At 73.3% G+C, this 23775-nt stretch carries 23 protein-coding genes and 2 riboswitches; of the genes, 14 read left to right on the top strand and 9 right to left on the bottom strand.

Going from position 1 to position 23775, the window contains the following annotated elements:
* Nucleotides 1-134 precede the first annotated feature (134 nt).
* The 5 genes from purS to cls all read left to right on the top strand — a co-directional run bounded on the left by purS (nt 135) and on the right by cls (nt 5640).
* Nucleotides 135-392, top strand: coding sequence for a phosphoribosylformylglycinamidine synthase subunit PurS (gene purS, locus PU704_RS01770; protein WP_047801729.1), 258 nt, complete (start codon nt 135-137; stop codon nt 390-392).
* A 2-nt stretch (nt 393-394) separates the two neighbouring features.
* Complete coding sequence (gene purQ, locus PU704_RS01765; RefSeq protein ID WP_277549882.1) at nt 395-1183, top strand: phosphoribosylformylglycinamidine synthase subunit PurQ; 789 nt, start codon at nt 395-397, stop codon at nt 1181-1183.
* Nucleotides 1184-1200: 17 nt separating this feature from the next.
* A complete protein-coding gene (purL, locus tag PU704_RS01760; RefSeq protein ID WP_277549881.1) occupies nt 1201-3498 on the top strand; it encodes a phosphoribosylformylglycinamidine synthase subunit PurL in 2298 nt (765 codons plus the stop codon).
* A 92-nt stretch (nt 3499-3590) separates the two neighbouring features.
* Entirely contained in the window at nt 3591-4109 is a 519-nt protein-coding gene (locus PU704_RS01755) for a GNAT family N-acetyltransferase (RefSeq protein ID WP_277549880.1), read from the top strand.
* Between the two features lie 37 nt (nt 4110-4146).
* Nucleotides 4147-5640, top strand: coding sequence for a cardiolipin synthase (gene cls / locus PU704_RS01750; protein ID WP_277549879.1), 1494 nt, complete (start codon nt 4147-4149; stop codon nt 5638-5640).
* 19 nt (nt 5641-5659) lie between these two features.
* Here cls and PU704_RS01745 read toward each other — a convergent pair whose 3' ends face one another.
* From PU704_RS01745 to PU704_RS01730, 4 genes are all read right to left on the bottom strand, one after another.
* A complete protein-coding gene (locus PU704_RS01745; RefSeq protein ID WP_277549878.1) occupies nt 5660-6460 on the bottom strand; it encodes an anti-sigma factor in 801 nt (266 codons plus the stop codon).
* Nucleotides 6444-7007, bottom strand: coding sequence for an RNA polymerase sigma factor (locus PU704_RS01740; protein ID WP_047801733.1), 564 nt, complete (start codon nt 7005-7007; stop codon nt 6444-6446). Before PU704_RS01740 ends, PU704_RS01745 begins: the two co-directional genes overlap by 17 nt.
* 127 nt (nt 7008-7134) lie before the next feature.
* Entirely contained in the window at nt 7135-7998 is an 864-nt protein-coding gene (locus PU704_RS01735) for a class F sortase (protein ID WP_277549877.1), read from the bottom strand.
* The gene (locus PU704_RS01730; protein WP_277549876.1) at nt 7998-8816 is read right to left on the bottom strand and encodes a DUF4397 domain-containing protein; all 819 of its coding nucleotides are present in this window, start codon (nt 8814-8816) and stop codon (nt 7998-8000) included. Before PU704_RS01730 ends, PU704_RS01735 begins: the two co-directional genes overlap by 1 nt.
* 204 nt (nt 8817-9020) lie before the next feature.
* On the opposite strand from PU704_RS01730, the gene PU704_RS01725 reads away from it, so the two are divergent.
* Nucleotides 9021-9767, top strand: a complete 747-nt coding sequence (locus tag PU704_RS01725) for an SDR family NAD(P)-dependent oxidoreductase (protein ID WP_047802807.1) — start codon at nt 9021-9023, stop codon at nt 9765-9767.
* Between the two features lie 76 nt (nt 9768-9843).
* Here the strand turns inward: PU704_RS01725 and PU704_RS01720 are convergent, their stop codons facing one another.
* Nucleotides 9844-10074, bottom strand: a complete 231-nt coding sequence (locus PU704_RS01720) for a hypothetical protein (RefSeq protein ID WP_277549875.1) — start codon at nt 10072-10074, stop codon at nt 9844-9846.
* Nucleotides 10075-10234: 160 nt separating this feature from the next.
* On the opposite strand from PU704_RS01720, the gene PU704_RS01715 reads away from it, so the two are divergent.
* A complete protein-coding gene (locus PU704_RS01715) occupies nt 10235-11365 on the top strand; it encodes a baeRF2 domain-containing protein (protein WP_277549874.1) in 1131 nt (376 codons plus the stop codon).
* Between the two features lie 103 nt (nt 11366-11468).
* Here the strand turns inward: PU704_RS01715 and PU704_RS01710 are convergent, their stop codons facing one another.
* The 4 genes from PU704_RS01710 to PU704_RS01695 form a co-directional block, all read right to left on the bottom strand.
* Nucleotides 11469-11954: a DUF4383 domain-containing protein gene (locus PU704_RS01710; protein ID WP_277549873.1), complete on the bottom strand. Its 486-nt coding sequence runs from the start codon at nt 11952-11954 to the stop codon at nt 11469-11471.
* A gap of 151 nt (nt 11955-12105) precedes the next feature.
* A complete protein-coding gene (locus PU704_RS01705) occupies nt 12106-13524 on the bottom strand; it encodes an LLM class flavin-dependent oxidoreductase (RefSeq protein ID WP_277549872.1) in 1419 nt (472 codons plus the stop codon).
* A 76-nt stretch (nt 13525-13600) separates the two neighbouring features.
* Nucleotides 13601-13715: riboswitch (SAM riboswitch) on the bottom strand.
* 84 nt (nt 13716-13799) lie between these two features.
* Nucleotides 13800-14264 carry a CoA-binding protein gene (locus tag PU704_RS01700; protein ID WP_277549871.1) on the bottom strand — a complete coding sequence of 155 codons (465 nt, stop codon included), beginning with the start codon at nt 14262-14264 and terminating at the stop codon, nt 13800-13802.
* A 159-nt stretch (nt 14265-14423) separates the two neighbouring features.
* On the bottom strand, nt 14424-15104 hold the full coding sequence (locus tag PU704_RS01695; protein ID WP_277549869.1) for a maleylpyruvate isomerase N-terminal domain-containing protein: 681 nt from the start codon (nt 15102-15104) through the stop codon (nt 14424-14426).
* A 104-nt stretch (nt 15105-15208) separates the two neighbouring features.
* A riboswitch (SAM riboswitch) is annotated at nt 15209-15312 on the top strand.
* A 5-nt stretch (nt 15313-15317) separates the two neighbouring features.
* Between PU704_RS01695 and PU704_RS01690 the strand changes: the two genes are divergently transcribed.
* The 7 genes from PU704_RS01690 to PU704_RS01660 all read left to right on the top strand — a co-directional run bounded on the left by PU704_RS01690 (nt 15318) and on the right by PU704_RS01660 (nt 23691).
* The gene (locus tag PU704_RS01690; protein WP_277549868.1) at nt 15318-16160 is read left to right on the top strand and encodes an ABC transporter ATP-binding protein; all 843 of its coding nucleotides are present in this window, start codon (nt 15318-15320) and stop codon (nt 16158-16160) included.
* A gap of 86 nt (nt 16161-16246) precedes the next feature.
* A complete protein-coding gene (locus tag PU704_RS01685) occupies nt 16247-17287 on the top strand; it encodes an aliphatic sulfonate ABC transporter substrate-binding protein (protein ID WP_277549867.1) in 1041 nt (346 codons plus the stop codon).
* Nucleotides 17284-18171, top strand: coding sequence for an ABC transporter permease (locus PU704_RS01680; RefSeq protein ID WP_277549866.1), 888 nt, complete (start codon nt 17284-17286; stop codon nt 18169-18171). Before PU704_RS01685 ends, PU704_RS01680 begins: the two co-directional genes overlap by 4 nt.
* A gap of 67 nt (nt 18172-18238) precedes the next feature.
* Nucleotides 18239-20365 (top strand): AMP-binding protein, encoded by a 2127-nt coding sequence (locus PU704_RS01675; RefSeq protein WP_277549865.1) that lies wholly within the window; start codon nt 18239-18241, stop codon nt 20363-20365.
* A gap of 84 nt (nt 20366-20449) precedes the next feature.
* Nucleotides 20450-21235, top strand: coding sequence for a succinate dehydrogenase cytochrome b subunit (locus tag PU704_RS01670; RefSeq protein WP_380112850.1), 786 nt, complete (start codon nt 20450-20452; stop codon nt 21233-21235).
* A gap of 41 nt (nt 21236-21276) precedes the next feature.
* Nucleotides 21277-21990 (top strand): 2Fe-2S iron-sulfur cluster-binding protein, encoded by a 714-nt coding sequence (locus tag PU704_RS01665; protein ID WP_047802816.1) that lies wholly within the window; start codon nt 21277-21279, stop codon nt 21988-21990.
* Nucleotides 21991-22071: 81 nt separating this feature from the next.
* On the top strand, nt 22072-23691 hold the full coding sequence (locus PU704_RS01660; RefSeq protein WP_277549862.1) for an SLC13 family permease: 1620 nt from the start codon (nt 22072-22074) through the stop codon (nt 23689-23691).
* Nucleotides 23692-23775: the final 84 nt, after the last annotated feature.

Raw genomic sequence — 23775 nt, 5'->3', positions numbered from 1 at the left:
GGGCCCGTCCGGCGTGGCGCCTAGCACACCCGGCGGCACCGGCCGCTCCGGGACACCCCGGCGGGCGGCGGAACGATAGGATGGTCACCGTTCGCCGGATCCCGGCCCGCTGCACGACCCTCAGGAGTTCCCCGATGGCCCGCATTGTTGTCGACGTCATGCCCAAGCCCGAGATCCTCGACCCGCAGGGGAAGGCGATCGCCAACGAGCTGCCGCGGATCGGGCTGGACCGGTTCGCCGGCGTGCGCCAGGGCAAGCGTTTCGAGCTGACCGTCGACGGCGAGGCCACCGAGGACGTGCTGGCCCAGGCGCGCGAGGCGGCCGAGAAGCTGCTGTCCAATCCCGTGATCGAGGACGTCGTGCGGGTGGCCGTCCTGGACGAGGAGCGCTGAGCATGGCCGAGACCCCGCTGATCGCGGACCTCTCCAGCCCCGTACCGGACGCCGCGCTCGCGGACGCCCGGATCGGGGTCGTCACCTTCCCGGGCACCCTCGACGACCGCGACGCCGCGCGGGCCGTGATGCTCGCCGGCGGCACCCCCGTTCCCCTGTGGTACGCCGACGAGGACCTGCAGGGCGTCGACGCCGTCGTCCTGCCCGGCGGCTTCTCCTACGGGGACTACCTGCGGGCCGGGGCGATCGCCCGGTTCGCCCCGCTGATGGGCCGGATCATCGACGGCGCGACCGCCGCGGGCACCTCGGGCTCCGCCCCGCTGCCGGTCCTGGGCATCTGCAACGGCTTCCAGGTCCTCACCGAGTCCCACCTGCTGCCGGGCTCCATGGTCAAGAACGACCACCTCAAGTTCCTGTGCCGGGACCAGCGCCTGCGCGTGGAGAACAGCGCCACCGTGTGGACCACCGAGTTCGAGCAGGGCCAGGAGATCGTGGTCCCGCTGAAGAACCAGGACGGGCAGTACGTGGCGGACGAGCGCACCCTCGACGCCCTCGAGGCCGAGGGCCGCGTGGTCTTCCGCTACGTCGGCGTCAACCCCAACGGCTCCCGCCGGGACATCGCCGGGATCTGCAACGACCGCGGCAACGTGGTGGGCCTCATGCCGCACCCCGAGCACGCGGTGGAGCCCGGCTTCGGCGCGGACTCCTCCGCCGCCGGCGAGGTCGGCATGCGCGACGGCACGGACGGGCTGGGCCTGTTCGTCTCCGCCCTCAAGGCACTGGTCAAGTAAGGGACACCGAGCACTCCATGAGCGAGAAGCACTTCAACCTGGACACCGTCGAGCACGCGGCGGGCACCCCCGACACCGGGCTGCCCTGGGCCGAGCTGGGCCTCAAGGACAACGAGTTCGAGGAGATCAAGAAGATCCTCGGCCGCCGCCCCACCGCCGCGGAGCTGGCCATGTACTCGGTCATGTGGTCCGAGCACTGCTCCTACAAGTCCTCCAAGGTCCACCTGCGCCAGTTCGGCGAGAAGGTCACCGAGGAGATGACGAAGGACCTGATGGTCGGCATCGGCGAGAACGCCGGTGTCACCGACCTCGGGGACGGCTGGGCCGTGACCTTCAAGATCGAGTCCCACAACCACCCGTCCTACGTGGAGCCCTACCAGGGCGCCGCCACGGGCGTGGGCGGGATCGTGCGCGACATCATCTCGATGGGCGCCCGCCCGGTGGCCGTGATGGACCCGCTGCGCTTCGGGGCGATCGACCACCCGGACACCGCCCGCGTGGTGCACGGCGTCGTCGCCGGCGTCGGCGGCTACGGCAACTCCCTGGGCCTGCCCAACATCGGCGGCGAGGTCGTCTTCGACTCCGTCTACCAGGGCAACCCGCTGGTCAACGCGCTGGCCGTGGGCGTGATGCGCCACGAGGACATCCGTCTGGCGAACGCCTCCGGCGTGGGCAACAAGGTGGTCCTCTTCGGGGCCCGCACCGGCGGCGACGGCATCGGCGGGGCCTCCGTGCTCGCCTCGGAGTCCTTCGACGACGCCAAGCCGTCCAAGCGGCCGGCCGTGCAGGTGGGCGATCCCTTCGCGGAGAAGGTGCTCATCGAGTGCTGCCTCGAGCTGTTCAAGGGCTCCCTGGTGGAGGGCATCCAGGACCTCGGCGCGGCGGGCATCTCCTGCGCCACCTCGGAGCTGGCCTCCAACGGCGAGGGCGGCATGCACGTGGACCTCACCGCGGTGCTGCTGCGCGACCCGACGCTGACCCCGGGCGAGATCCTGATGTCCGAGTCGCAGGAGCGCATGATGGCGGTCGTGACCCCGGAGCGGGTCGCCGACTTCGAGGCCGTCATGGCCAAGTGGGACGTCGAGCACTCGTGGATCGGCGAGGTCACCGACACCGGCCGGCTCGTGATCGAGTGGGACGGCGAGGTCATCGTCGACGTCGACCCGCGCACCGTCGCCCACGAGGGCCCCGTCTACGAGCGCCCCTACCACCGCCCCGCGGACCAGGACCGGCTCCAGGCCGAGCACTTCAGCGGCTCCCCCGCCGACGCCTCCCGGCCCTCGGGCGCGGAGCTGAAGCACGCCGTCCTGGAGCTCATGGCCTCGCCCAACCTGTGCGCCAAGGACTGGGTGACGGACCAGTACGACCGCTACGTGCAGGGCAACACCGCCATGGCCATGCCCGACGACGCCGGAGTGGTCCGCGTCGACGAGGAGACGGGCCTCGGGGTGGCCCTGTCCACGGACTGCAACGGCCGCTACGCCTACCTGGACCCGTACGCGGGCGCGCAGCTGGCCCTGGCCGAAGCCTACCGCAACGTGGCCACCTCCGGCGCCCGCCCGGCGGCCGTCTCCGACTGCCTGAACTTCGGCTCCCCCGAGGACCCGGAGACCATGTGGCAGTTCGCGGAGGCCGTGCGCGGGCTGGCGGACGGCTGCCGGGAGCTCGGCGTGCCGGTCACCGGGGGCAACGTGTCCCTCTACAACCAGACCGGCGGCGTGGCCATCCACCCGACCCCGGTGGTCGCGATGCTGGGCGTGCTCGACGACGTCCGCCGCCGCACCCCCTCGGGCTGGCGCGAGGACGGCCAGGCGATTTACCTGCTCGGCACCACCCGCGACGAGCTGGACGGCTCCGAGTGGGCAAACCTGCGCGGCCACCTCGGCGGGCTCCCCCCGGCCGTGGACCTGGCCCGGGAGAAGCTGCTCGGCGACCTGCTGATCAACATGTCCCGGGACGGCATGGTCGACGCCGCCCACGACGTCGCCGAGGGCGGTCTGGCCGCGACCCTGGCCGAGATGGCGCTGCGCTTCGGCGTCGGCGCGCGCATCGGCCTGGGCGAGGTGTGCGAGCGCGACGGCGTGGACCTGTTCACGATGCTCTTCTCCGAGACGCAGGGCCGCGCCGTGGTGGCCGTGCCCCGCAGCGAGGAGGTCCGGTTCAAGGACATGTGCACCATGCGCGCCTACCCGCACGAGCGGATCGGCGTGGTGGACGCGGAGAACCGCGCCCTGGACGTGCAGGGCGAGTTCGGGATCGACCTGGAGGAGCTCCGCGCGGCCCACGAGGGCACCCTGCCGAGGTACTTCGCCTGATCCGCGGGGATACCCGCGCCGCCCGGCGCGGGTATCCTCGGATCCTCGGCACCGTTCCCGCGCGACCCGCGCACGCAGAAAGCAGCACCAGCATGACTGAGGACCTCGAGGCCCTGCGTCCCGCACCCTTCCTGGAGACGGACCGGCTCCTGCTCCGCCCGTTCACCCCCGAGGAGCTCGAGGCCGTGGCCGCGGGCGAGGCGGTGGAGCACTTCGCCGCGGGGTTCCCCGCGCCCGAGGACAGGGACGTCGCCCGCGAGTCCCTGCTCGCCGGCGGCTACTTCTCCACGGAGTCCGTCTACGCCCCGCTGGCCGTCCTCGAGAAGGCGAGCGGGCAGGTCGTGGGCGCCGCCGGCTTCGTGGGCCCGCCGATCGACGCGGAGCTGGAGGTCGTGGGCTCCCTGACGGCCGACCGCCGGAACCAGGGCTACGCGCAGGAGGCGATGGCCGCGCTGCTGGGAGTCGCGTTCGCGGACCCCTCCGTGACCGCGGTGCGGGCGAGCGTGCCCGAGGACAGCACCCCGGCCGCACAGGTGCTGCTGGCGGCGGGCTTCCTCCGGCGGGAGAGCCCGGGGCCGGAGATCGACTACGTCCTGTCGCGCCCGGCCTGAGCGGCGGCCGCCCGCACCGCGCCGATAGGCTGGCACGGTGGACCTCCGCCTGCTCCCGTACGACCTGCTGCCCCTGGAGGGCGTGCCCGAGTCGATCCTCGTGGTCGTGGTGGTGCTCGACTGGATCCTGCGGCTCGTGGCGCTGGGCTGGATCCCGCACAACCGCCGTCCCTCGGTGGCGCTGGCCTGGCTGCTGGCGATCTTCCTGCAGCCCATCGTGGGGGTGCTCCTCTTCCTCGTGATCGGCTCGGCGCGGCTGCCCCGGAAGCGGATGGCGATGCAGGCGAAGATGAACGACGTCATCCGGGAGAACACCCCGGACGCGCACATCCTCGGCAACGCCCACGAGGAGCTGCCGGACTGGATCGAGTCCACCGCGGCGCTGAACTACAGCCTCGGGGCGCTGCCCATGGTCGGCGGCAACTCCTTCGAGATCCTCACGGACAACCACGAGTGCCTGCGGGTCATGGCGGAGGCGGTGGACCGGGCCGAGGACTACGTCCACTTCGAGTTCTACATCGTGGCCGTCGACGACACGTCCCGGGTGCTCCTGGACGCCCTGGTCCGCGCGCACGAGCGCGGGGTGCGGGTCCGTGTGCTCGTCGACCACCTCGGCTCGGTGGGCTATCCGGGCTACCGGGAGCTCGTCCGGCACTTCGACCGCTCCGGTCTCCCCTGGCGGCGCATGCTCCCCGTGCGCCCGTGGAAGGGCGAGTGGCAGCGGCCCGACCTGCGCAACCACCGCAAGATCCTGGTGGTCGACGGGAGCCTGGCCTTCACCGGGTCGCAGAACGTCATCCACCGCTCCTACAACAAGCGGAAGAACCTGCGGAAGGGCCTGGAGTGGAAGGACCTCATGATCCGGTGCGCGGGCCCGGTGGTGGCCGAGCTCAACGCGCTGTTCACGAGCGACTGGTACTCCGAGACCGGCGACCTCCTGCTCGACGAGGTCACCGGCGAGGTGCCCGACGTCGAGGGGCCCGTCTTCGCCCAGGTGCTGCCCTCCGGGCCGGGGTTCGAGACGGAGAACAACCTGCGCCTGTTCAACCACCTGATCTACAACGCCAACGAGCGGATCGTCATCGCGAGCCCCTACTTCGTCCCGGACGAGTCGCTGATGCACGCGCTGACCACCGAGGCCCAGTCCGGGGTGGACGTGCAGCTGTTCGTGGGCGAGACCTCCGACCACTTCCTCGCCTACCACGCCCAGAACTCCTACTACCAGGAGCTGGTCGAGGCGGGGGTGAAGATCTACCGCTACCGCTCCCCCACGGTCCTGCACGCCAAGTTCGTGCTCGTGGACGACTACGTGTCGGTGATCGGCTCCTCCAATATGGACGAACGCTCGTTCGCCCTGGACCTGGAGGTGTCCGTGTACATCGTGGACCGCGAGTTCCGGCGGCGGATGGACGCGGTGGTCGCCGAGTTCCACGAGGCCAGCACGCTGCTGGACTTCGAGGAGTGGAAGCGGCGGCCGCTGTGGCACAAGTACGCGGACAACGTGGCCCGGCTGACCTCGGCGCTGCTGTGACCGGAGGGCGTGATCCGGCTCAGACCTGCAGGGCGCCCCGCACGATCGAGTCCCCCGAGTGCGTCGGGTCCCCGTCGATCGGCTCGTTCGAGACGTCCACGACGGGGAACTCCCCCACGTCCAGGTTCGCGGGCAGCACGAACACGGCCTCGTCCCCGGCCATCACGCCCAGGCTCACCATCCGCTGGGCGTCGGGCGCGAGCAGCCAGACCTCCTTGAAGCCGTCCACGTCGGCCGGGTCGGTGCGCACCACCAGCTGGCGGGTCCCGTCCGGCAGCTCGTCCACCTCGGCCGAGCCGCGGGCGGTGTAGCCGGCCAGGGGCTCGAGCTCGGCGGTGGCCAGCACCGTGGGCTCCGGGTCCAGGCCCAGCCGCTGCGCCCCCCAGACCGAGAGACCGCCCACGAGCAGCGCCGCCGCGGCCGCGGCGGCGGCCAGCGGATAGGGCACCCCGCGCCGGCGGCGGTCCGCGAGGTCCACGACGGTCGCCCCGCCGCGAGCCCCGTCGTCGGAGGCGGACGGGGTGTCCCCGCCGCCTGCGGCGTCGTCCCCGTCGCGCACCCGGCCGCGGTCCGCGGACCCGGCGAGCGGATCCGCCGCGACCGCGTCGGAGAGGCCCAGCTCGGCATGGACGGCGGCCCAGACCTCCGGCCCCGGCGCCGCCGGGGCGGGCGGGTCGGCGCGTGCGACCCGCACCACGTGTCCGAGGCTCTCGAGCTCCGTGGCGCACTCCCTGCACCCGGCGAGGTGCTCCTGGACCTGCAGGTCCCCGGCCTCACCCAGAGCCAGGAGCACCAGCGACTCCTCACTCAGGTGTGCCATGACCGTCTCCCAATCGTGTCCGCAGGTTGATGAGGCCGCGCCTCAGATGACTCTTGACCGTGCCGAGCGGCAGGTCCAGGTGCTGCGCGATCTGCTGGTGCGTCAGCTCCTCGTAGAACGCCAGCGCCATGATCGTCGACCGGGGCGGGCCCAGCCGCTCGACCTCCGCCCGCACCACGAGCCGGTCCACGAGCAGATCCGACTCCTCGTGCCGCGGCTCCCGGTCCGACCGGACGGCGTCCGCCTGCCGGCGCTCGGCCTCCCGGCCGGCGGTCCGGGCGGCGTCGGCGATGCAGTTGCGCGCAATGCCGATCAGCCACGCGGGGGTCGAGGACTGCTCGGGGCGGTAGCCGGACCGATACTTCCACGCCCGGATGAAGACCTCCTGAACGACGTCGTCCGCCGCCGTGTCGTCCCGCAGGGCCCGGACGGCGAGGCCCCGGATGACGCCCGCGCAGTGCCGGTAGGCCGCGCTGAGCGCCTGCTCGTCCCCCGCGGCGAACGCGGCGTCGAGCTCGGGTCCCCAGTCCGGGGGCGGCGGCGGCATCGTCGAAGGGCTCCTCGTGGGCCGGAGGTCGTGGTGGCGGGCGACCGGGTGCGCCCCGGGCGTCTGCGTCCTGCCCAGCCTAGTGGACACCGGCCATCCGGTCATGGACACCGCATCCTCCCGCCCCTCAGGGCACCGGGACCGCTCTCAGCACCACGTTGTCCTCGTAGTCCCCGATGTCCTCGAGCCACTCCCCGCCGCAGGTCACGAGGTGGAGCACGGGCTCGCCGGTGCGGCGGAACAGGTCCGCGTCCGCGAGGGACTGCTTGTGGATGTGCCGGACGGACTCGGTGCGGTAGCGCTGGACGCTGCCGTCCGCGCGCTCCACCCTGATCTCCGCCCCGACCGGCACGTCCTTCAGCCGCGCCATCGGCGTGACCTCGGTGAGGGTGTCGACGTGCCCGGCGACGACCGCGGCGCCCGCCTCCGAGCCGGGGGCCGGCCCGTACCGGTACCAGCCCAGCTCCACGTGGTTGTCCGGGATGGTCATGGCGCCGTTGTCCTCGATCCCCACCGGGACCACGGGCATGTCGATCGGCGAGCCGGCCACCACCACGCGCACGGGGGCGGGGACCTCCGGGCCGGGCGCCTGGGTGGCGGGGGCGACGGGTACCCGGTCGGGGATCCGGTCGGGAGCCGCGCCCGCCTGCGCCGGGTCCTGCGCCCGGCCCGCCGCCGCGTCCTGCGCCTCCGCCGTGCCCTCCGCGGTGCTGCCCGCGGCGCCGTTCCCGGTGCCCTCCGCCGGGGCGGCGGGCACCGGGACGGGTGCCGGGGACGTCCAGGGACCCGCCGCCGGGGGCGCCGCCGCCGGGGGCCCGCCCTCCGCGGGGAGGGCCGTGACGGCGGCCGCGACCAGCAGCGACGCGGACGCGAGGGCCCCGGCGCCCGCCGCCGCCAGGCGACGACGACGGGCGCCGGGAGTGGCGGGCCCGGGCGCGCGGTGGGCCGCAGCCTGCCGCGCGCCCGGGCCGTGGCTGCCGGGGCGGTTCACTACCGGCGGTTCCCCGCGAGCACCCGGCGGGCGCCGTAGGCCGCGCCGATGAGCCCCAGCGCACCGGCGGCCGCGAGACCGGCGGTGAGCATGGTGCCCTGCTCCTGGGCCGCCAGGCCGGACTGGCCGCCCGGCACGGCCCCGGGCGCCTGCTCCATGCCCTCGAGGGTCTGGACGGCGAGGTCCAGGTTCCCGGCCTCGAGGGATCCCCACGCGTACACGATGTTGTGGGTGCCCTCGGCCAGCTGGAGGTCGGCCGGGCCGATGACCGGCTCGGTGGTGCCGGCGGCGGCCACGGACGCGGAGACCGTGCCCGCGTCGACCGTCAGGGACTCCTCGTTCGGGTTCTCGAGTCCGGTGATGACCGGCTGGCCGCCGGCCAGCACGTCCACGGCCGGGGCCGCGGCCACGTGCCGGACCGTCAGCTGCGACTTGCCGGCCTCGATCTCGGACATGTCGTTGGTGAACAGGGCGGCCGTGGGGTTGCCCTCCGGGTCCAGGTGGGCCGCGGCCGTGTAGCTCATCCCGGTCTGCAGGTCCGCGGTGACGGGGCCGATGATCGGCGCCGAGGCGTCCGCGGCGTCCGGGGCGGTGATCGCCAGGTCGTAGCTGCCGGCGGGCAGCTCCAGCGGGCCGGCCAGGGTCCCGGGCTGGAAGTCGTCCAGGGTCAGCTCGCCGTTGACGTACACGTCCACGACGGTGTCCGGGACGCCGTGCAGCACGGACAGCTCCGCGTGCTCGGCGGCGAACGCCGGGGTCATGCTGAGGGCGCCGGCACCGAGGCCGAGGACTGCGGCGGCGGAAAGGGTCTTGCGCATGGTGTGTGCTCCTTGAACGGGCTCCCTGGCGGAAGCGGGATCGACCTTGCACCCGTACTACCGGCGGGGACCCCCTCCCGGATGCAGCAGGTCACATTTTTTCCGAGACGTTCTTCCCCGCCCCGGCCGCCCCAGAATGGGAGGGCGTCACCGCGGCCCGCCCGGAGGCGCTTCCCGTCCGCCCGCCGAGCAGCAGGAGCCACCGTGGACGACCAGCGTTTCAGCGCCCGCACCGCCGTCGTCACCGGGGCGGGCTCCGGGATCGGGCGCGCCACCGCGCTCCGGCTCGCCCGGGAGGGAGCCACGGTCGTGGTGGTGGACTCCTCGGCGCGCCGGCTGGAGGACCTGGTGGCGGACGAACCGCTCCTGCCGCTGTTCCCCGTGGTGACCGACCTCACCGAGGAGGGTGCGGTGGCCCGGGTGCTCGCGGCCGCGGACGGCCGGCTGGACGTGCTCGTCAACAACGCCGGGATCATGGACCGGTTCGAGTCCGTCGCCGAGGTCGACGACGAGACGTGGGACCGGGTCTTCGCCGTCAACGTCGTCGCGGTCATGCGGCTGACCCGCGCCGCGATCCCGCTGCTGCGGGCCTCCGGCCGCGGGGCGATCGTCAACGTGGCCTCCGAGGCCTCCCTGCGCGGCTCCGCGGCCGGCGCCGCCTACACGGCCTCGAAGCACGCGGTGGCGGGGCTGACCCGCAACACCGCCCTCATGCACGCGGCCGACGGCATCCGCACCAACGCCGTGGCTCCCGGCGCGACCGCGACCGGCATCGAGGCCCCCATCGACTCGGAGCTCTTCCCCGGGCGGATGGGGGCGTTCCTGCAGAACGTCCCCTACACCGCCACGGCCGAGCAGGTGGCCGCCGTCATCGTCTTCCTCGCCAGCGACGACGCGTCCAACGTCAACGGTGTCGTCCTGCCCTCGGACGGCGGCTGGTCGGCGGTCTGAGCCGCGCGCCCTGCGCGGCGGCGCCCGCCGCGGGCCGTCCGCGGGAACGGCCGGGCGGGCCCGCGCGGCGCCGGGCTCAGATCTCCTCGAGCGTCGAGCCCTCGGCCGGCTCGTCGAGCGCCACCTCGCGGTCCTGCTCCTCGAGGTCGGCGGGATTCGCCTCGAGGGAGGACGCCTCCGAACGGTCGGGGGTGTGCGCCGACGCCTCGACGTCCTGGTCGTCCATCTCGGGCGGCTCGGCGTCGATCGACTGCTCGAGCCGGTCGGCCTCGTCGTACTCGCTGCTCGATGCGGGTGCGTCGCTCATGGCTTCCTCCTGCGTCGTGGGACCGATGGAGCCACCGGTCGGGCGACCGGTCGCGTGCGTCCGACCCTACTCGGCCCGGCCGCTGTTCCCAGCCCCCTGGGCGTCCGATAACGTGGTCTGCACCACAGGAAGCACCGCTCAACAGCAGGAGTTGTCCACCATGACGAGTCGATTCCATCGCTACGCCGAACTGTTCAAGAGCACAGGCCCCTGGTGCACCGTGTACACGGACATCAGCACGGGCACGGTCGACTCGCTGCACGCGATCGACGTCCTGCCGGAGAACATCTGCCGGGAGCTGGAGCAGCAGGGGGCGTCCAAGGCCGATCTCGCCGCGGTGGAGGCCGCCGTGCGCCCGGCGGAGGGCGTGCCGGACCCGGTGTGCCGCTATCTGCTGGTGCGCGACGGCACCGTGGAGATCGACGAGGTCCTCCCCGGCCCCCTGGCCGGGCGCGGCGTGCTCGAGGTGGGCGAGGTGCCCGACCTCACCCCCCTGTTCCGGCACCGTCCGGACGACTTCCCCTACGTGGTGGCCGAGGTGGGGCGGGACGGCGGCGAGATCTGCCTGGAGTACGCCAGCCGGGCCCGCGCCCTGGACGAGCAGCAGATCGAGGGCGAGACCGAGCACCTGAAGAAGTTCCCCGGCGGCGGCTGGTCGCAGGGACGCTGGCAGCGGCACACCGAGGACGTGTGGCGGCGCAACACGGAGCAGGTCGCCGAGCAGATCGACAAGGTCGTGGCCGGGAGCGGGGCGCAGCTGGTGGTCCTGGCCGGGGACCTGCGGGCCCGGGGCCTCGTCGAGGAGCAGCTGTCGAAGGCCGCCCGCGCCCTGGTGAGCGTCGTGGACGCGAACACCCGGGCCGAGGGCAGCCAGTCCGCCGATTTCGCCCACCAGGTCGAGGGGCGCGTCGCGGAGGTCATCGCCCACCGGCAGCACGAGCTGCTCGAGCGGCTGGCCGAGCAGCGGGGACGCCCGGACCCCACGGCGGTGTCCGGGATCGAACCGGTGGTCGCGGCGCTCCAGCAGGCGCAGGCCGAGACCCTGCTGATCGACGACACCCACCTGGACGCGGAGCAGGAGCTGCTCGCACTGGACGCCGAGCCGTGGATCGCCGTGACGGAGTCGGAGGCCGTGGGCGCCCGCGTGCTCGGCCGGGTCCCCGCCGACGCCGCGCTGGTCCGCGCCGCGGTGCTGACCGACGGCCGGCCTGTGTTCGTGCCGCCCGGTGCCCTGCCGGACAGCACGGACGTTGCGGCCCTGCTGCGCTGGAGCGCCGCCCCGGCCGGCTGACCGGCCCCGCGGCACGGCAACGGCTCCCCCGCCGAGGCGGGGGAGCCGTTGCGGTGCCGGCCTGCTGGGTGCGCCCGCTCTGCGCACCGCACCGGCGGAGCGGTCAGTAGGCCGGGCCGGTGGTGTTGCGCGTGGCGCTGCGGTCGTGGGTGTCGCGGCGCAGGAAGGACAGGCCCACCATGGTCACGCCCAGGAACAGGTGCAGCCAGTCGTCGGCGGTGTTCAGGGGAACGAAGTTCGCCTGCGACTCCTGGCCCACGAGCAGGCCGTAGATCCACAGGACCAGGTAGACCAGGCCGCCCCACAGCAGGTAGTTGCGGGCCCCGGAGGCGGAGCGGGCCAGGGCGAGGCCGGCCACGCCGTAGAGCAGGTGGACGATGTTGTGCAGCCAGGACACCTGGAAGATGCCCAGGAGCATGGCCTCGGACTGGTGGCCGGCGACCATGAGCTGGTCGTAGTTCGTGGTGATGCCGGGGATGAATCCTGCGATGCCCACGAGCAGGAAGACCGCGCCGTACAGAAGAGCAGCGGTCTGGACGGGCGAGCGGTGGGTGGTCCGGCGGTCCGGCCGGGCGGCGGGGGTGGTCATGGTGGTGCCTCGCTTCCTGTGTGTCTGCGGTGATCCGGGGTGCGGATCCCGGAGGGGCGGACGTTCATGGAAAGCATGCTTGGTACCACCAGCGTACTGCGTCGGCGTCCGAGATCAAACGTTGTGGCGGACCTCCCCGGTCACGGACGGGTCAGGACACGAGATCGCGGGCGGGCGTGTCGGCGGCGGACGGCTTGCCGGCGTAGGCGCCCCGGTACCGGGCGGCCGGGTGGGTGTCGAGCACCTTGGTCTGTCCGGCACCGTAGACGTTCTCGCGCAGCGTGGTGCCCTCGTAGGCGGTGCGGTAGCGGCCGCGCTTCTGCAGCTCCGGCACGACCCACTCCACGAAGTCCTCGAACGAGCCCGGGGAGACGTGGTAGGCGAGGTTGATGCCGTCCAGGCCACCGTCGTCGATCCACCGCTCCAGCTCGTCGGCCACCGTCTGCGGGGACCCGACGATCGGCACGCCCATCCCACCCATCGAGATGTGCTTGGCGACCTCCCTGACCGTCCACTTCTTCTTCGGGTCCGCGGTGGTGAACGGGGTGAGGAAGGACTGGATGGAGTCGGTCTTGATGTACTCCAGCACGTCGTTCTCGTCGTAGCGGCCCAGGTCCACCCCGGACCAGCCGCCCACCAGGCCCAGGGCGCCGTCGGCGTCCGCGTACTGCTCGTAGTCGCGGCGCTTCTGCTCGGCCTTCGCGTCGGTCTCGTCGACGATCACGTGCAGCATGGCGAAGATCTTGAGGTCGTCCCGCCCCCGGCCCTGGGCCTCGGCCTCGTCGCGCAGCTTGTCGGTGACCACGCGGGTGAGGTCCGGGCGGATGCCGCCCACGAACACGGCCTCCGCGTGCCGCCCGGCGAACGCGCGCCCGCGCGAGGAGGCACCGGCCTGGAAGATCAGCGGGGTGCGCTGCGGGGACGGCTCGGTCAGCCCGATGCCCGGCACGTCGAAGTACTTGCCGTGGTGCTGGATGGGGTGCACGAGGGACGGGTCGGCGAAGACCCCGTTCCTGCGGTCGCGCTTGACCGCGCCGTCCTCCCAGGACCCCTCCCACAGCTTGTAGCAGACCTCCATGAACTCCTCGGCGATCTCGTACCGCTCGTCGTGGGAGATCTGCTCCGTCAGTCCGTGGTTCTCGGCCGCGGACTTCAGGTAGGACGTCACCACGTTGAAGCCGATCCGACCCCTGGTCAGATGGTCGAGGGTCGCGAACTTCCGCGCCAGCGGGTACGGCTGCTCGTAGGTGATGGCGCTGGTCACCCCGAAGCCGAGGTGCTTGGTCACGGCCGCCATCGCGGAGATCTGCATGAACGGGTCGTTGACCGGGATCTGGGTGGCGTCCTTGATCACCGGCGCCGCGGAGTTCTGGTAGACGTCGTAGTAGCCGACCACGTCGGCGAGGAACATCGCGTCGAACAGGCCCTTCTCCAGGACCTGGGCGACATCCGTCCAGTACTCGAGGGTGTTGTACTCGTCGGCACGGGAGCGCGGGTGCTTCCACAGGCCCGGGGCCTGGTGCCCCACGCAGGTCATGTCGAAGGCGTTCAGGGCGATGCGCTTGCTCACAGGGACCTCCACGGTCGATCACCGACCCGCGCCCGTGCGTCGTGAAGACCTGCTCGCGGGTCCGACGCACTCAGGGGCGCCGTACTTGCCGCGGGGCGGGTGCGCCGCGGCCCGATGTTCATCTGGGGCACCCCGCTACGGGAGAGGGTTGCCGCCCGACCAGCCAGAGCTTCGCGTCGGGACTCGTCATCGTCGTCGCGGACCAGCTTAGCGGGTCCCCCCGGACGCGGGGCAACCCCTCGTCCTCCCGGTGCGCGGCAGGACCGCGGCAGGAGTCAGACCGGCGGCGCGAGCGGCGGGGTGCGCCGCGGGTCCAGCGTCCAGCCCTGCCGCAGCCGCGCCCCGAGCTCGATCAGCGGGCACGTGTCCATCACCACGTCCAGCCCGGCGGCGGCGGCGCGGGCCGCGGCCGCGTGGTCCACGACGCCCAGCTGCAGCCACACGGTCCTCGCGCCGGCGGCGACGGCCTGGTCCACGACCGCTCCGACGCGGCGGGAGTTGACGAAGCAGTCCACCACGTCGATCGGCCCCGGGACCTCGGCGAGCGTGCGGAAGCCGGGCTCCCCGTGCACCACCTCGCCCTTCGGGTTGACCGGGACGATCGTCATGCCGAGGTCGTCCCGGATGCGCTTCGCGACCGAGTGCGCGGGCCGGGCCGTGTTCCCGGTCAGCCCCACCACGGCCCAGCGTCCGGGCTGTGTCATCAGGCGGTCGATCACGGCGGGATCGTTGCGGCTCATGCCCCCACCCTGGCACGGACCCGCCCCGCTCGCCCCGATCGCGCCCCACCGTGTCCCGAGATTGCAGGTCCCGGCCACCGACCGAAGCGTTGCAACGACCCTATGAATCCACCGCGCACGGGACGCCGACACGTGCAACCTCGGCGGGGGGGCGGAGGGTCAGGAGAAGAGGGGGAGGAGGTCTGCTTCCGGGCCCAGCTGGGCCCGGTCCTGGGCGGGCAGGGCCGCCCGGCCGGTGCCCACCCGGGCGAAGTGTTCATCGCTCCAGTGCTCGGGCGGCTCCCGCTCCCACAGGTCGATGAGGACCCGGCGGACCTCGGCGAGCCCGTCCACCGCCGGTCCCGGACAGCCCTCCAGGTGCTCGATGAGGTCCAGGTGGTGCACCGTGGACTCCACCGCCAGGGTGCTCAGGAGGTCGTCGACCCGGAGCACGTGGCCCTGGGTGCGGACCGTCCCGCCGGGCCGGCAGCGCTCCGCCGCGTGCACGAGCGCCCGCGCCGACTCCCGGTAGTGCCCCCGCAGCTCATCCCACTCCGGGTAGAGGCTCGCCGCCGCCCGGGTGCGGCGCCGGACCTCGGCCGCGGCCACGGCATCCGCGCCCCGGGCCGCCCAGTAGGTCGCGGCGTCCCGGTCCGGGCGGGCCGTGGTGGGCGTGTGCAGGGCGACCAGACCGCGCACCGCGTCCGCGGCGCAGTGGTGGGCGAGGTCGCGCACCGACCACCCGCGGCAGCCGGTGGGCGCCCAGGAGTCGTCGTCACCGAGCCCGTCGAGGACCGCCGCGAACGCCGTGCAGGCGTCGCGGACCAGGTCCGCCCGGGTCGAGGTGTGCCGGCTCGTCATGGGTCCATGGTGCGGCACGAGGGCGCGGCGTGCCACCGTTTTCGACCATGACGGCCCGCGGAGCGATTTGCCACGCGACCCGCGGAGCACGTTCAATGGGGCCGTAACCATCCGGAGCGGCTGAGAGACCTGGCTCGTCGACGTCGCAGCAACCGGCACGGATCCGTCCGATCCCCGTGCGAGGTGCTAATGCCAGGACCGATGGAGTTGATCATGGGCACGTCTCTGCTGGGCTCTGCACCGTCCACCGCCGCCACCGCACCGGCCACCACGAAGCGCGCCTACTCGGTGGCCTTCGAGCACGTCGGCAAGGCCTTTCCGTCCGGCGGGCACAGCCACCACGTCCTGCACGACGTCGACGTCACGGTCCGCCCCGGGGAGGTCCTGGCGATCCTGGGGCCCTCCGGCTGCGGCAAGTCCACGCTGCTGCGGGCCGCCGCCGGCCTGGACACCGCCTCGGCGGGGCGGGTGCTCATCGACGGCACCCCGGTCTCCGGGATCGACCCGCGCTGTGCCGTGGCCTTCCAGGAGCCGCGGCTGCTGCCGTGGCGCTCCGTGCGCGAGAACGTCCGCCTGGGCCTGCCCTCCGGGCTGGGCCGGGCCGAGGCCGACGCCGTGATCGACGACCTGCTGCGCCTGGTCGGGCTGACCGCCCACGCCCGCCACCGTCCCCGAGCGATCTCGGGCGGCATGGCCCAGCGCGCGTCGCTGGCCCGGGCGCTGGCCCGCAACCCCGGTGTGCTTCTGCTCGACGAGCCCTTCGGCGCCCTCGACGCCCTGACCCGGCTGCGGATGCAGGACCTGCTGCTCACCGTCCACGCCGCGCAGCCGACCACCGTGCTGCTGGTGACCCACGACGTCGACGAGGCGCTGCAGCTGGCCGACCGGATCGTGGTCCTGGGCCGCACCGGCCCGACCGCCCCCGCGTCGATCAGCACGGTGCTCTCCGTGCCCGGCGACCGTCCCCGGGACCGGGCCTCCGAGGTCCTCGCCGAGCTGCGGGTGCAGCTGCTCGGCCACCTGGGCGTCGACGCCCACCACCCCGCGACCCGCTGATCCCGCCCCGCTCCCCCGGGTGCGGCGCGGCCCTGCGCCGCGCCGGGTCCGCCCGGCACGCCCACCCCACCACGAAAGGCCCCACCATGCCGCTGTCCCCGCGCCCCGCCCGCACGATCCCTGCCCTGGCCGCCGTCCTGGCCCTGTCCCTGACCGGGTGCATGGCCGGGGAGGGCTCCGGCGGGGCCCAGGCCGCCGAGAAGATCACGGTCGACTGGGCCACCTACAACCCGCTCTCCGTGGTGATCAAGGAGAAGGGCTGGCTCGAGGCCGCCTTCGCCGAGGAGGGCACCGAGGTCGAGTGGGTGCAGTCCGCGGGCTCGAACAAGGCCAACGAGGCGCTGCGCGCCGAGGCGGTCGACGTCGGCTCCACCGCCGGTTCCGCGGCGCTGCTGGCCCGCAGCAACGGCACTCCGATCAAGGTGATCGACCTGTACTCGCAGCCGGAGTGGTCCGCGCTCGTCACCGCCCCGGGCACCGGGGTGGAGTCCGTGGCCGACCTCGAGGGCCGCACCGTGGCCGCCACCAAGGGCACCGACCCCTACTTCTTCCTGCTCCAGGCCCTCGAGGAAGGCGGGGTGGACCCGGCCGACGTCACGATCCAGAACCTGCAGCACGCCGACGGGCGCTCGGCGCTGGAGAACGGCCAGGTGGACGCCTGGTCCGGGCTGGACCCGATCATGGCCGCCGCGGAGCAGAACGGCGCCGAGCTGTTCTACCGCAACGTGGACTTCAACACCTACGGCTTCCTCAACGCGCACGAGAACTTCCTCGAGGAGCAGCCCGAGGCGGCGCAGACCGTGGTGGACGTCTACGCCTACGCCCGGGACTGGGCGCTGGCCCACCCGGAGGAGACCGCGCAGCTGCTCGCCGACGCGGCCGGGATCGAGCTGTCCGTGGCCGAGCAGGTGCTCGAGCGCACCCACCTGGACATCGACCACGTGCCCGGCGAGCAGCAGCTGGCCGTGCTCGAGAAGGTCGGCCCGATCTTCGTGGACTCCGGTGACGTGTCCGGCCAGGAGCAGATCGACGAGGCCCTGGCCGGCCTCGTGGAGAGCTCCTACGCCGAGGACGCCGACGCCGCCCGCGTGGCCGAGGCCGCCGAGGGCGCGGAGGCCGGGCAGTGACGTCGCCGCTGAGCCCGTCCGGGGAGGCCGTCCGCACCGACCGCGCCGGCGCCGATCAGGTCGTCGGCGCCGAGCCGGCCGTCCACGCCGACGACCCGGGCGACGCACCCGCCGCCGTCGCGGAGCCCCGCCGCCGTCCCCTGCTGCGCGCGGGGCTCGGCCTGCTCCTGCCCGCGGCGCTGCTGGTGCTGTGGCACGTGCTGTCCACCGCGGGCGTCTTCAGCGCCGTCCAGCTGCCCGCCCCGCTGACGGTCCTGGCCGCGGGGGCCGATCTCCTGTCCCGGGGCGAGCTGTGGACGCACGTGGGCATCTCCGCCCAGCGGGTGCTCATCGGCTTCCTGATCGGCGCCGGGCTGGGCCTGGCGGCGGGCTCCTTCATCGGGCTCTCCCGTCGGGGCTCCGCGCTGGTGGGCCCCACGATCGGCGCCTTCCGCGCGGTACCCTCGCTGGCCTGGGTGCCGCTGCTGCTGCTGTGGATCGGCCTCGGCGAGGACTCCAAGGTGACGCTGGTGGCGATCGGGGCGTTCTTCCCCGTGTACACCACCGTCTCGGCGGCCCTGCAGCACGTGGACCGCAACCTGCTCGAGGCGGCCCGGGCCTTCGGGGTGCACGGGCTGCGGCTGCTCACCACGGTGCAGCTGCCGGCGGTCATGCCCTCGGTCATCTCGGGGCTGCGCCTGGCGCTGGCCCAGGCCTGGCTGTTCCTGGTGGCCGCCGAGCTGCTCGGCGCGTCCATGGGCCTGGGCTTCCTGCTCACCGACTCGCAGAACAACGGCCGCACCGACCGGCTGCTGCTGGCGATCGTCCTGCTGGCCGTGCTCGGCAAGCTCTCCGACGCGCTGCTCGGCGTGTTCGAGAAGTGGGCCGTGAAGAAATGGGCCTGACATCCACGTCTGGCACAGTGGGCACACACCGGGCACGCCCGTGCCGCCAGGAAAGGACCGCAGCACCGTGAACGCCAGCTGGAGCGACCCGCTCTCCCCCACCCCGAACCCGGCCCTGGTCTCCGACGCGGCCCGCGTCGCCTTCTGGGAGGGCCAGGCCTCCCGGCTCGACTGGGCCGAGCCGTGGACCACGGCGCACCGGTTCGACGCCCCCCGGCGGATCGGGCAGGACGCGGAGGGCCGGCCCACCTGGTCGGTCCCGGAGCTCGCGTGGTTCGAGGGCGGGAAGCTCAACGTGGCGCACAACTGCGTGGACCGCCACGTCGAGGCGGGCCGCGGCGCCCACGTGGCCCTGTACTTCGAGGGCGAGCCCGGCGACCGGCTCGTCTACACCTACGCGGACCTGCAGCGCGAGGTCTCCCGGGCGGCCAACGCCCTGCTCGCCCTGGGCGTGACGCAGGGCGACCGGGTGGTGATCTACCTGCCGGTGATCCCGGAGACCGTCATCATCACGCTGGCCTGCGCCCGGATCGGCGCCGTGCACTCGCTGGTCTTCGGCGGGTTCTCCGCAGAGGCCCTGCGGTTCCGCGTCGAGGACACCGGGGCGAAGGTGCTCGTGACCACCGACGGACAGCACCGGCGCGGGGCCGTGGTGCCCGTCAAGGCCGTCGCCGACGAGGCGTGCGGCGGGGACAACGCGATCGAGCACGTCGTCGTGGTGCGCCGCACCTCCCGCCCAGGCCGCAGCGACCTGCCGCGCGGCACCCGGGGGACGCACTCCAAGGAGGAGGACGCGGTCCCGTGGACGCGCGGGCGCGACGTGTGGTGGCACGAGCTGGTGGCCGAGCAGTCCGACGTGCACGAGGCCGAGGCGTTCGACGCGGAGAGCCCGCTGTTCATCATCTACACCTCCGGCACCACCGGCCGCCCCAAGGGACTGGTGCACACCATGGGCGGCTACCTGGTGCAGGCCGCCTACACCCACGCCCTGCTCTTCGACCTGCTGCCGGACGTGCGCGACGACGGGGGACGGCTGCGGCCCGACGAGCTGTCCACCGTCAACGACCCCGCCAAGGTCGACTCGACCGTGCACTGGTGCACCGCCGACCTGGCCTGGGTCACCGCGCACACCTACGAGATCTACGGCCCGCTGGTCAACGGCGTGTCCGAGGTGATCTACGAGGGCACCCCGAACACCCCGCACTGGGGCCGGCACTTCGAGGTGATCGAGCGCTACGGGGTCACCACCTACTACACGGCGCCCACCCTGATCCGCTCGCTCATGGGCGCGTTCCCGAAGGGCGTCCCGCCGCTCTACAACCTCAACTCCGTCCGGCTGCTCGGCTCCGTGGGCGAGTCGGTCAACCCGGAGGCCTGGCGCTGGCTGCGCGCCCAGCTGGGCCGGGACGAGGTGCCCTTCGTGGACACCTGGTGGCAGTCCGAGACCGGCGCGACCGTGATGTCCCCGCGCCCGCACGACCCGCAGTTCGCGCCCCCGGGGACGTTCGACGACGGCGCCCCGCACACCGCCCTCAAGCCCGGCTGCGCCACCCGCGCGGTCCCGGGGCTCTCCACCCGCGTGGTCGACGAGGCCGGGGCGACGGTCCCGCCCGGGGTGCAGGGCTTCGTCGTCGTCGACCGGACCGGGCCGTCGATGGCGCGCACCGTCTGGGGCGACCCGCAGCGCTACCTGACCTCCTACTGGCAGGCCTACGCCGAGCAGGGCTGGTTCCTCGCCGGGGACGGCGCCCGCTACGACGAGGAGGGCGACATCTACATCCTGGGCCGGGTCGACGACGTCATCAACGTCTCCGGGCACCGGCTGTCGACCATCGAGATCGAGTCGGCCCTCGTCACCCACCCGTGGGTCGTGGAGGCCGGGGCCGCGCCCGTGCGCGACGAGCTGACCGGGCACGCGGTGCTCGCGTACGTCGTGCTGACGTCGGAGGCCGAGCAGGTCCCGGCGGACGAGCTGACCGGGGCCCTGCGGGAGCACGTGGCCCGCGAGATCGGCCCGATCGCCAAGCCGCGGGCCGTCGTGGCGGTCCCGGAGCTGCCGAAGACCCGCTCCGGGAAGATCACCCGCCGGCTCCTCGCGCAGCTGTGGGAGGGCGAGCCGCTCGGCGACCGCTCCTCCCTGCAGAACGAGGAGTCGCTCGAGCGCATCGCCGAGGTGCTGGCGGCGCGCGGCTGAACCGCCGGGGTGCCCGGCCCCGCGCCGTCAAGCCGGATGACCCCAGGTTGAGCCGTGTGACCAGCCCCGCGCCGGACTCCTAGGATGAACATCGTGAGCTCCTCCCCCACCACCCCCGCCCCGGACCGGCGCCGCCCCCTGGCGGAGCTGCCCCGGATCCCCGTCCCGGCCGCCCTGCCCGAGCTGTCCAGCACCGATCTCAAGCTGGGGATGGCCGGGTCCGGCGCCGTGTTCTCCGGCTACGTGCTGGTGCACATGCTCGGCAACCTGAAGGTCTACCAGGGCGAGGAGAAGTTCAACGCCTACGCCGAGTTCCTCCGCACCGCCGGGGCTCCCGTGCTGCCGCGCGGCACCGTGCTCTGGGGGGCGCGCGCGGTCCTCACCGCGAGCCTGGCCGTGCACGTGGGGGCCGCCGCGATGCTCACCGCCCGCGCCTGGCGGGCCAACGGCACGCTCCTGCCGCGGCGGCCCCGGCGGCCGCGGGGACGGCGCCGCTCCCCGTGGGAGGTGGCCCGGCGCTCGATGCGCAGCACCGGCGGCGTGCTGGGCCTGTTCACCGCCTTCCACGTCCTGGACCTGACCACGGGGACCCGGCCCGCCGCGTCCCGGGACTTCGCGCACGGCAGCGCCTACGCCAACCTCGTCGCGAGCCTGTCCCGGCCGCCCGTGGCGGTCGCGTACGCCGTGTCGATGGCCGCGCTGGCCGCGCACCTGGTGCACGGCATCCCGGAGATCGCCAACGACATCGGGGCCGGCGCCGACCGGCGCACCCAGCGGCGGCTGCGGATCGGCGCCAACGCCTTCGGCGCCGCGGTGGCCGTCGGCAACACCACGATCCCGGTGGCCGTGCTGACGCGCGCGGTCCGCTGACCCCCTTCCGGACGACCCCCCGACGACAAGGACCCGAGCGAGTGAGCACCTTCTCCCTGACCGTGGACGTGTGGCGCCAGGCCTCCCCGGACGAGCCCGGGCGGTTCGCGACCCACGTCGTCCCGGACGCCGACCCGGACATGACCGTGCTGGAGCTGCTGGACCGGATCAACGCCCAGCGGGAGGCCGCCGGCGAGGAGCCCATCGCCTTCGACGACGGCTGCCGGGAGGGCGTGTGCGGCAAGTGCGGGGTGACGGTCGACGGCGTGGCGCACGGCCCCGAGCGCAACGCCGCCAGCTGCATGCAGCACCTGGGCGCCTACCGGGACGGGGACCGGGTGCGCATCGAGCCGCTGCAGGCGGCCTCCCTGCCCGTGAAGCAGGACCTCTCGGTGGACAAGAAGGCGCTGCGCCGCGTGGCCAAGGCGGCCAAGTTCCCCGTGGCGATGAAGGCGCTGGCCAACGGCGGCTGCATCAGCTGCGGGGCGTGCATCTCCTCCTGCCCCAACGGCTCGGGGCAGCTCTTCGTGGGCACCATGCTGCGGGAGCTGCCGCCGCTGGCCACGAACGACGCCGAGCGCCGGGAGCGCTCCGCGAAGGTGCTCGCCGCGGCCGAGGACGAGTTCGGCCCGTGCTCCCTGCTGGGCGACTGCGTGGAGGTCTGCCCGGCCGGGCTGCCGGTCGAGAACCTCTCGGCGGTGGCGCGGGAGAACCTGCGCAACCGCTTCCCGCGGCGGGCCGCGGACGGCGACTGACACGTTCGCGACCGCCTTGTTCCCCCGGGGCTCGACTGCTACGTTCACGAGCACGACACGACGGAGTGTGAGGTGGTTCACGTGAGCGACCAGTCCCGGGGCGTCATACCCGAACAAGGCGAGTTCGACTACGAGCCGGAGGACCGCGAGCCCGCCCGGGCGCCGGTCCGCACGTGGCTGCTGCGCGGGCTGGGGCTGCTGCTGGCCCTGGTGGTGTGGTTCCTGCTGGGCGGAGCGGACGTCTCCGCCGACGCCCGGGTGGTGGGCGCGGTGGCCACGCTGATGGCGGTGTGGTGGATGACCGAGTCCATGCCCCTGTCGGTGACCTCGCTGCTGCCGATCGTGCTGTTCCCGGTGCTCACCGCGCTGGAGGTCTCCGAGGTCACCGCCCCCTACGCCAACCCCATCGTGTTCCTGTTCCTGGGCGGGTTCCTGATCGCGATCGCCATGCAGAAGTGGAACCTGCACCGCCGGATCGCGCTGCTGACCCTGCGCCGGGTCGGCACCCACCCGCGGCAGATCATCCTCGGGCTGATGATCTCCACGGCCTTCCTGTCCATGTGGGTCTCCAACACCGCGACCACCCTGATGATGCTGCCCATCGGGCTGTCCGTGCTCACGCTGGTGGTCGAGAACAGCCGCAAGGGCGCCACCCGCGCCGAGGCGGCGGCGATGGGCGAGGACATCCGGTCCGGCCAGGCCATCAGCGACGTCATCGACGACCGCGACGTGCGGCTGTTCGGCGTGGCCCTGGTGCTGGCGATCGCCTGGGCGGCCACCATCGGCGGCCTCGGCACCCTGCTGGGCTCCCCGCCCAACGCGATCGTGGCCGGCTACATCAGCGACGAGCTTGGCCGCACCGTGGGCTTCGCCCAGTGGATGATGCTCGGCGTGCCCATCGTGGTGGTCTTCATCGGCCTGGCGTGGCTGCTCATCACCCGGGTGATCTTCCGCTTCCACCTGGCCGAGGTGCCCGGGGGCCGGGAGCTCATCGACGAGGAGATCGCCGCCCTGGGTCCCATGAGCAAGGGCGAGAAGACCGTGCTCGCCGTGTTCGTCACCGCGGCGTTCTTCTGGATCGTGCCCGGCCTGCTCTCCGGGATCGGCGACCTCGGCGAGCAGCTGCCCTGGCTGGAGATCTTCGACGACACGGTGGTGGCCATCGGCGCCGGCGTGCTGCTCTTCCTGTTGCCCGGGGACAAGCAGGGCAACATGACCCTGGAGTGGAACGACGCCGAGGAGGGCCTGCCCTGGGGGGTGCTGCTGCTCTTCGGCGGCGGCCTGTCCCTGGCCGCGGCGGTGGCCGGCACCGGGCTCGACGCCTGGTTCGGCGCGCAGGTCAGCGGGCTCGGCGCGCTGCCGATCGTCCTGCTGCTCGCGGCGGTGGTCACGATCGTGCTGCTGCTGACCGAGATCACCTCCAACACCGCCACCGCGGCCACGTTCATCCCGATCCTGGGCGGGGTCGCGGTGGGCATCGGGGTGGACCCCATGACGCTGCTGATCCCGGCGGCGCTGGCGGCCACCTGCGCCTTCATGCTCCCGGTGGGCACCCCGCCCAACGCCATCGTCTTCGCCACCGGCCAGGTCAAGATCGCCGAGATGGTCCGCGGCGGCATCGTGCTCAACATCGTGGGCGTCATCCTGATCACGCTCTTCACGGTGCTCATCGGCCCCTTCGCCCTGGGCCTGGTGATCTGAGCCGCCCCGGAGCCCGGCGCCGCCGGGCTCCGGGGATCCGCCGGACTGACTCCCGGCCCGCAAGGCGCGCGGCCCTGCGCCGGA

Origin of the sequence: Kocuria oceani (genome assembly GCF_029524215.1) — a bacterium.
GTDB lineage: Bacteria > Actinomycetota > Actinomycetes > Actinomycetales > Micrococcaceae > Kocuria > Kocuria oceani.
Note: the sequence above shows the minus strand (reverse complement) of the source record. Positions and strands in the feature narration are given on the sequence as shown.

What these genes read in the sequence shown, in the direction of transcription:
- purS (WP_047801729.1), top strand. Translation starts at nt 135, where the DNA reads ATGGCCCGCATTGTTGTCGACGTCATGCCCAAGCCCGAGATCCTCGAC.
- purL (WP_277549881.1), top strand. Translation starts at nt 1,201, where the DNA reads ATGAGCGAGAAGCACTTCAACCTGGACACCGTCGAGCACGCGGCGGGC.
- PU704_RS01745 (WP_277549878.1), bottom strand. Translation starts at nt 6,460, where the DNA reads ATGGCACACCTGAGTGAGGAGTCGCTGGTGCTCCTGGCTCTGGGTGAG.
- PU704_RS01670 (WP_380112850.1), top strand. Translation starts at nt 20,450, where the DNA reads ATGAACATCGTGAGCTCCTCCCCCACCACCCCCGCCCCGGACCGGCGC.
- purQ (WP_277549882.1), top strand. Translation starts at nt 395, where the DNA reads ATGGCCGAGACCCCGCTGATCGCGGACCTCTCCAGCCCCGTACCGGAC.
- PU704_RS01690 (WP_277549868.1), top strand. Translation starts at nt 15,318, where the DNA reads ATGGGCACGTCTCTGCTGGGCTCTGCACCGTCCACCGCCGCCACCGCA.
- PU704_RS01720 (WP_277549875.1), bottom strand. Translation starts at nt 10,074, where the DNA reads ATGAGCGACGCACCCGCATCGAGCAGCGAGTACGACGAGGCCGACCGG.
- PU704_RS01700 (WP_277549871.1), bottom strand. Translation starts at nt 14,264, where the DNA reads ATGAGCCGCAACGATCCCGCCGTGATCGACCGCCTGATGACACAGCCC.
- PU704_RS01710 (WP_277549873.1), bottom strand. Translation starts at nt 11,954, where the DNA reads ATGACCACCCCCGCCGCCCGGCCGGACCGCCGGACCACCCACCGCTCG.
- PU704_RS01740 (WP_047801733.1), bottom strand. Translation starts at nt 7,007, where the DNA reads ATGCCGCCGCCGCCCCCGGACTGGGGACCCGAGCTCGACGCCGCGTTC.
- PU704_RS01695 (WP_277549869.1), bottom strand. Translation starts at nt 15,104, where the DNA reads ATGACGAGCCGGCACACCTCGACCCGGGCGGACCTGGTCCGCGACGCC.
- PU704_RS01755 (WP_277549880.1), top strand. Translation starts at nt 3,591, where the DNA reads ATGACTGAGGACCTCGAGGCCCTGCGTCCCGCACCCTTCCTGGAGACG.
- PU704_RS01730 (WP_277549876.1), bottom strand. Translation starts at nt 8,816, where the DNA reads ATGCGCAAGACCCTTTCCGCCGCCGCAGTCCTCGGCCTCGGTGCCGGC.
- PU704_RS01685 (WP_277549867.1), top strand. Translation starts at nt 16,247, where the DNA reads ATGCCGCTGTCCCCGCGCCCCGCCCGCACGATCCCTGCCCTGGCCGCC.
- PU704_RS01715 (WP_277549874.1), top strand. Translation starts at nt 10,235, where the DNA reads ATGACGAGTCGATTCCATCGCTACGCCGAACTGTTCAAGAGCACAGGC.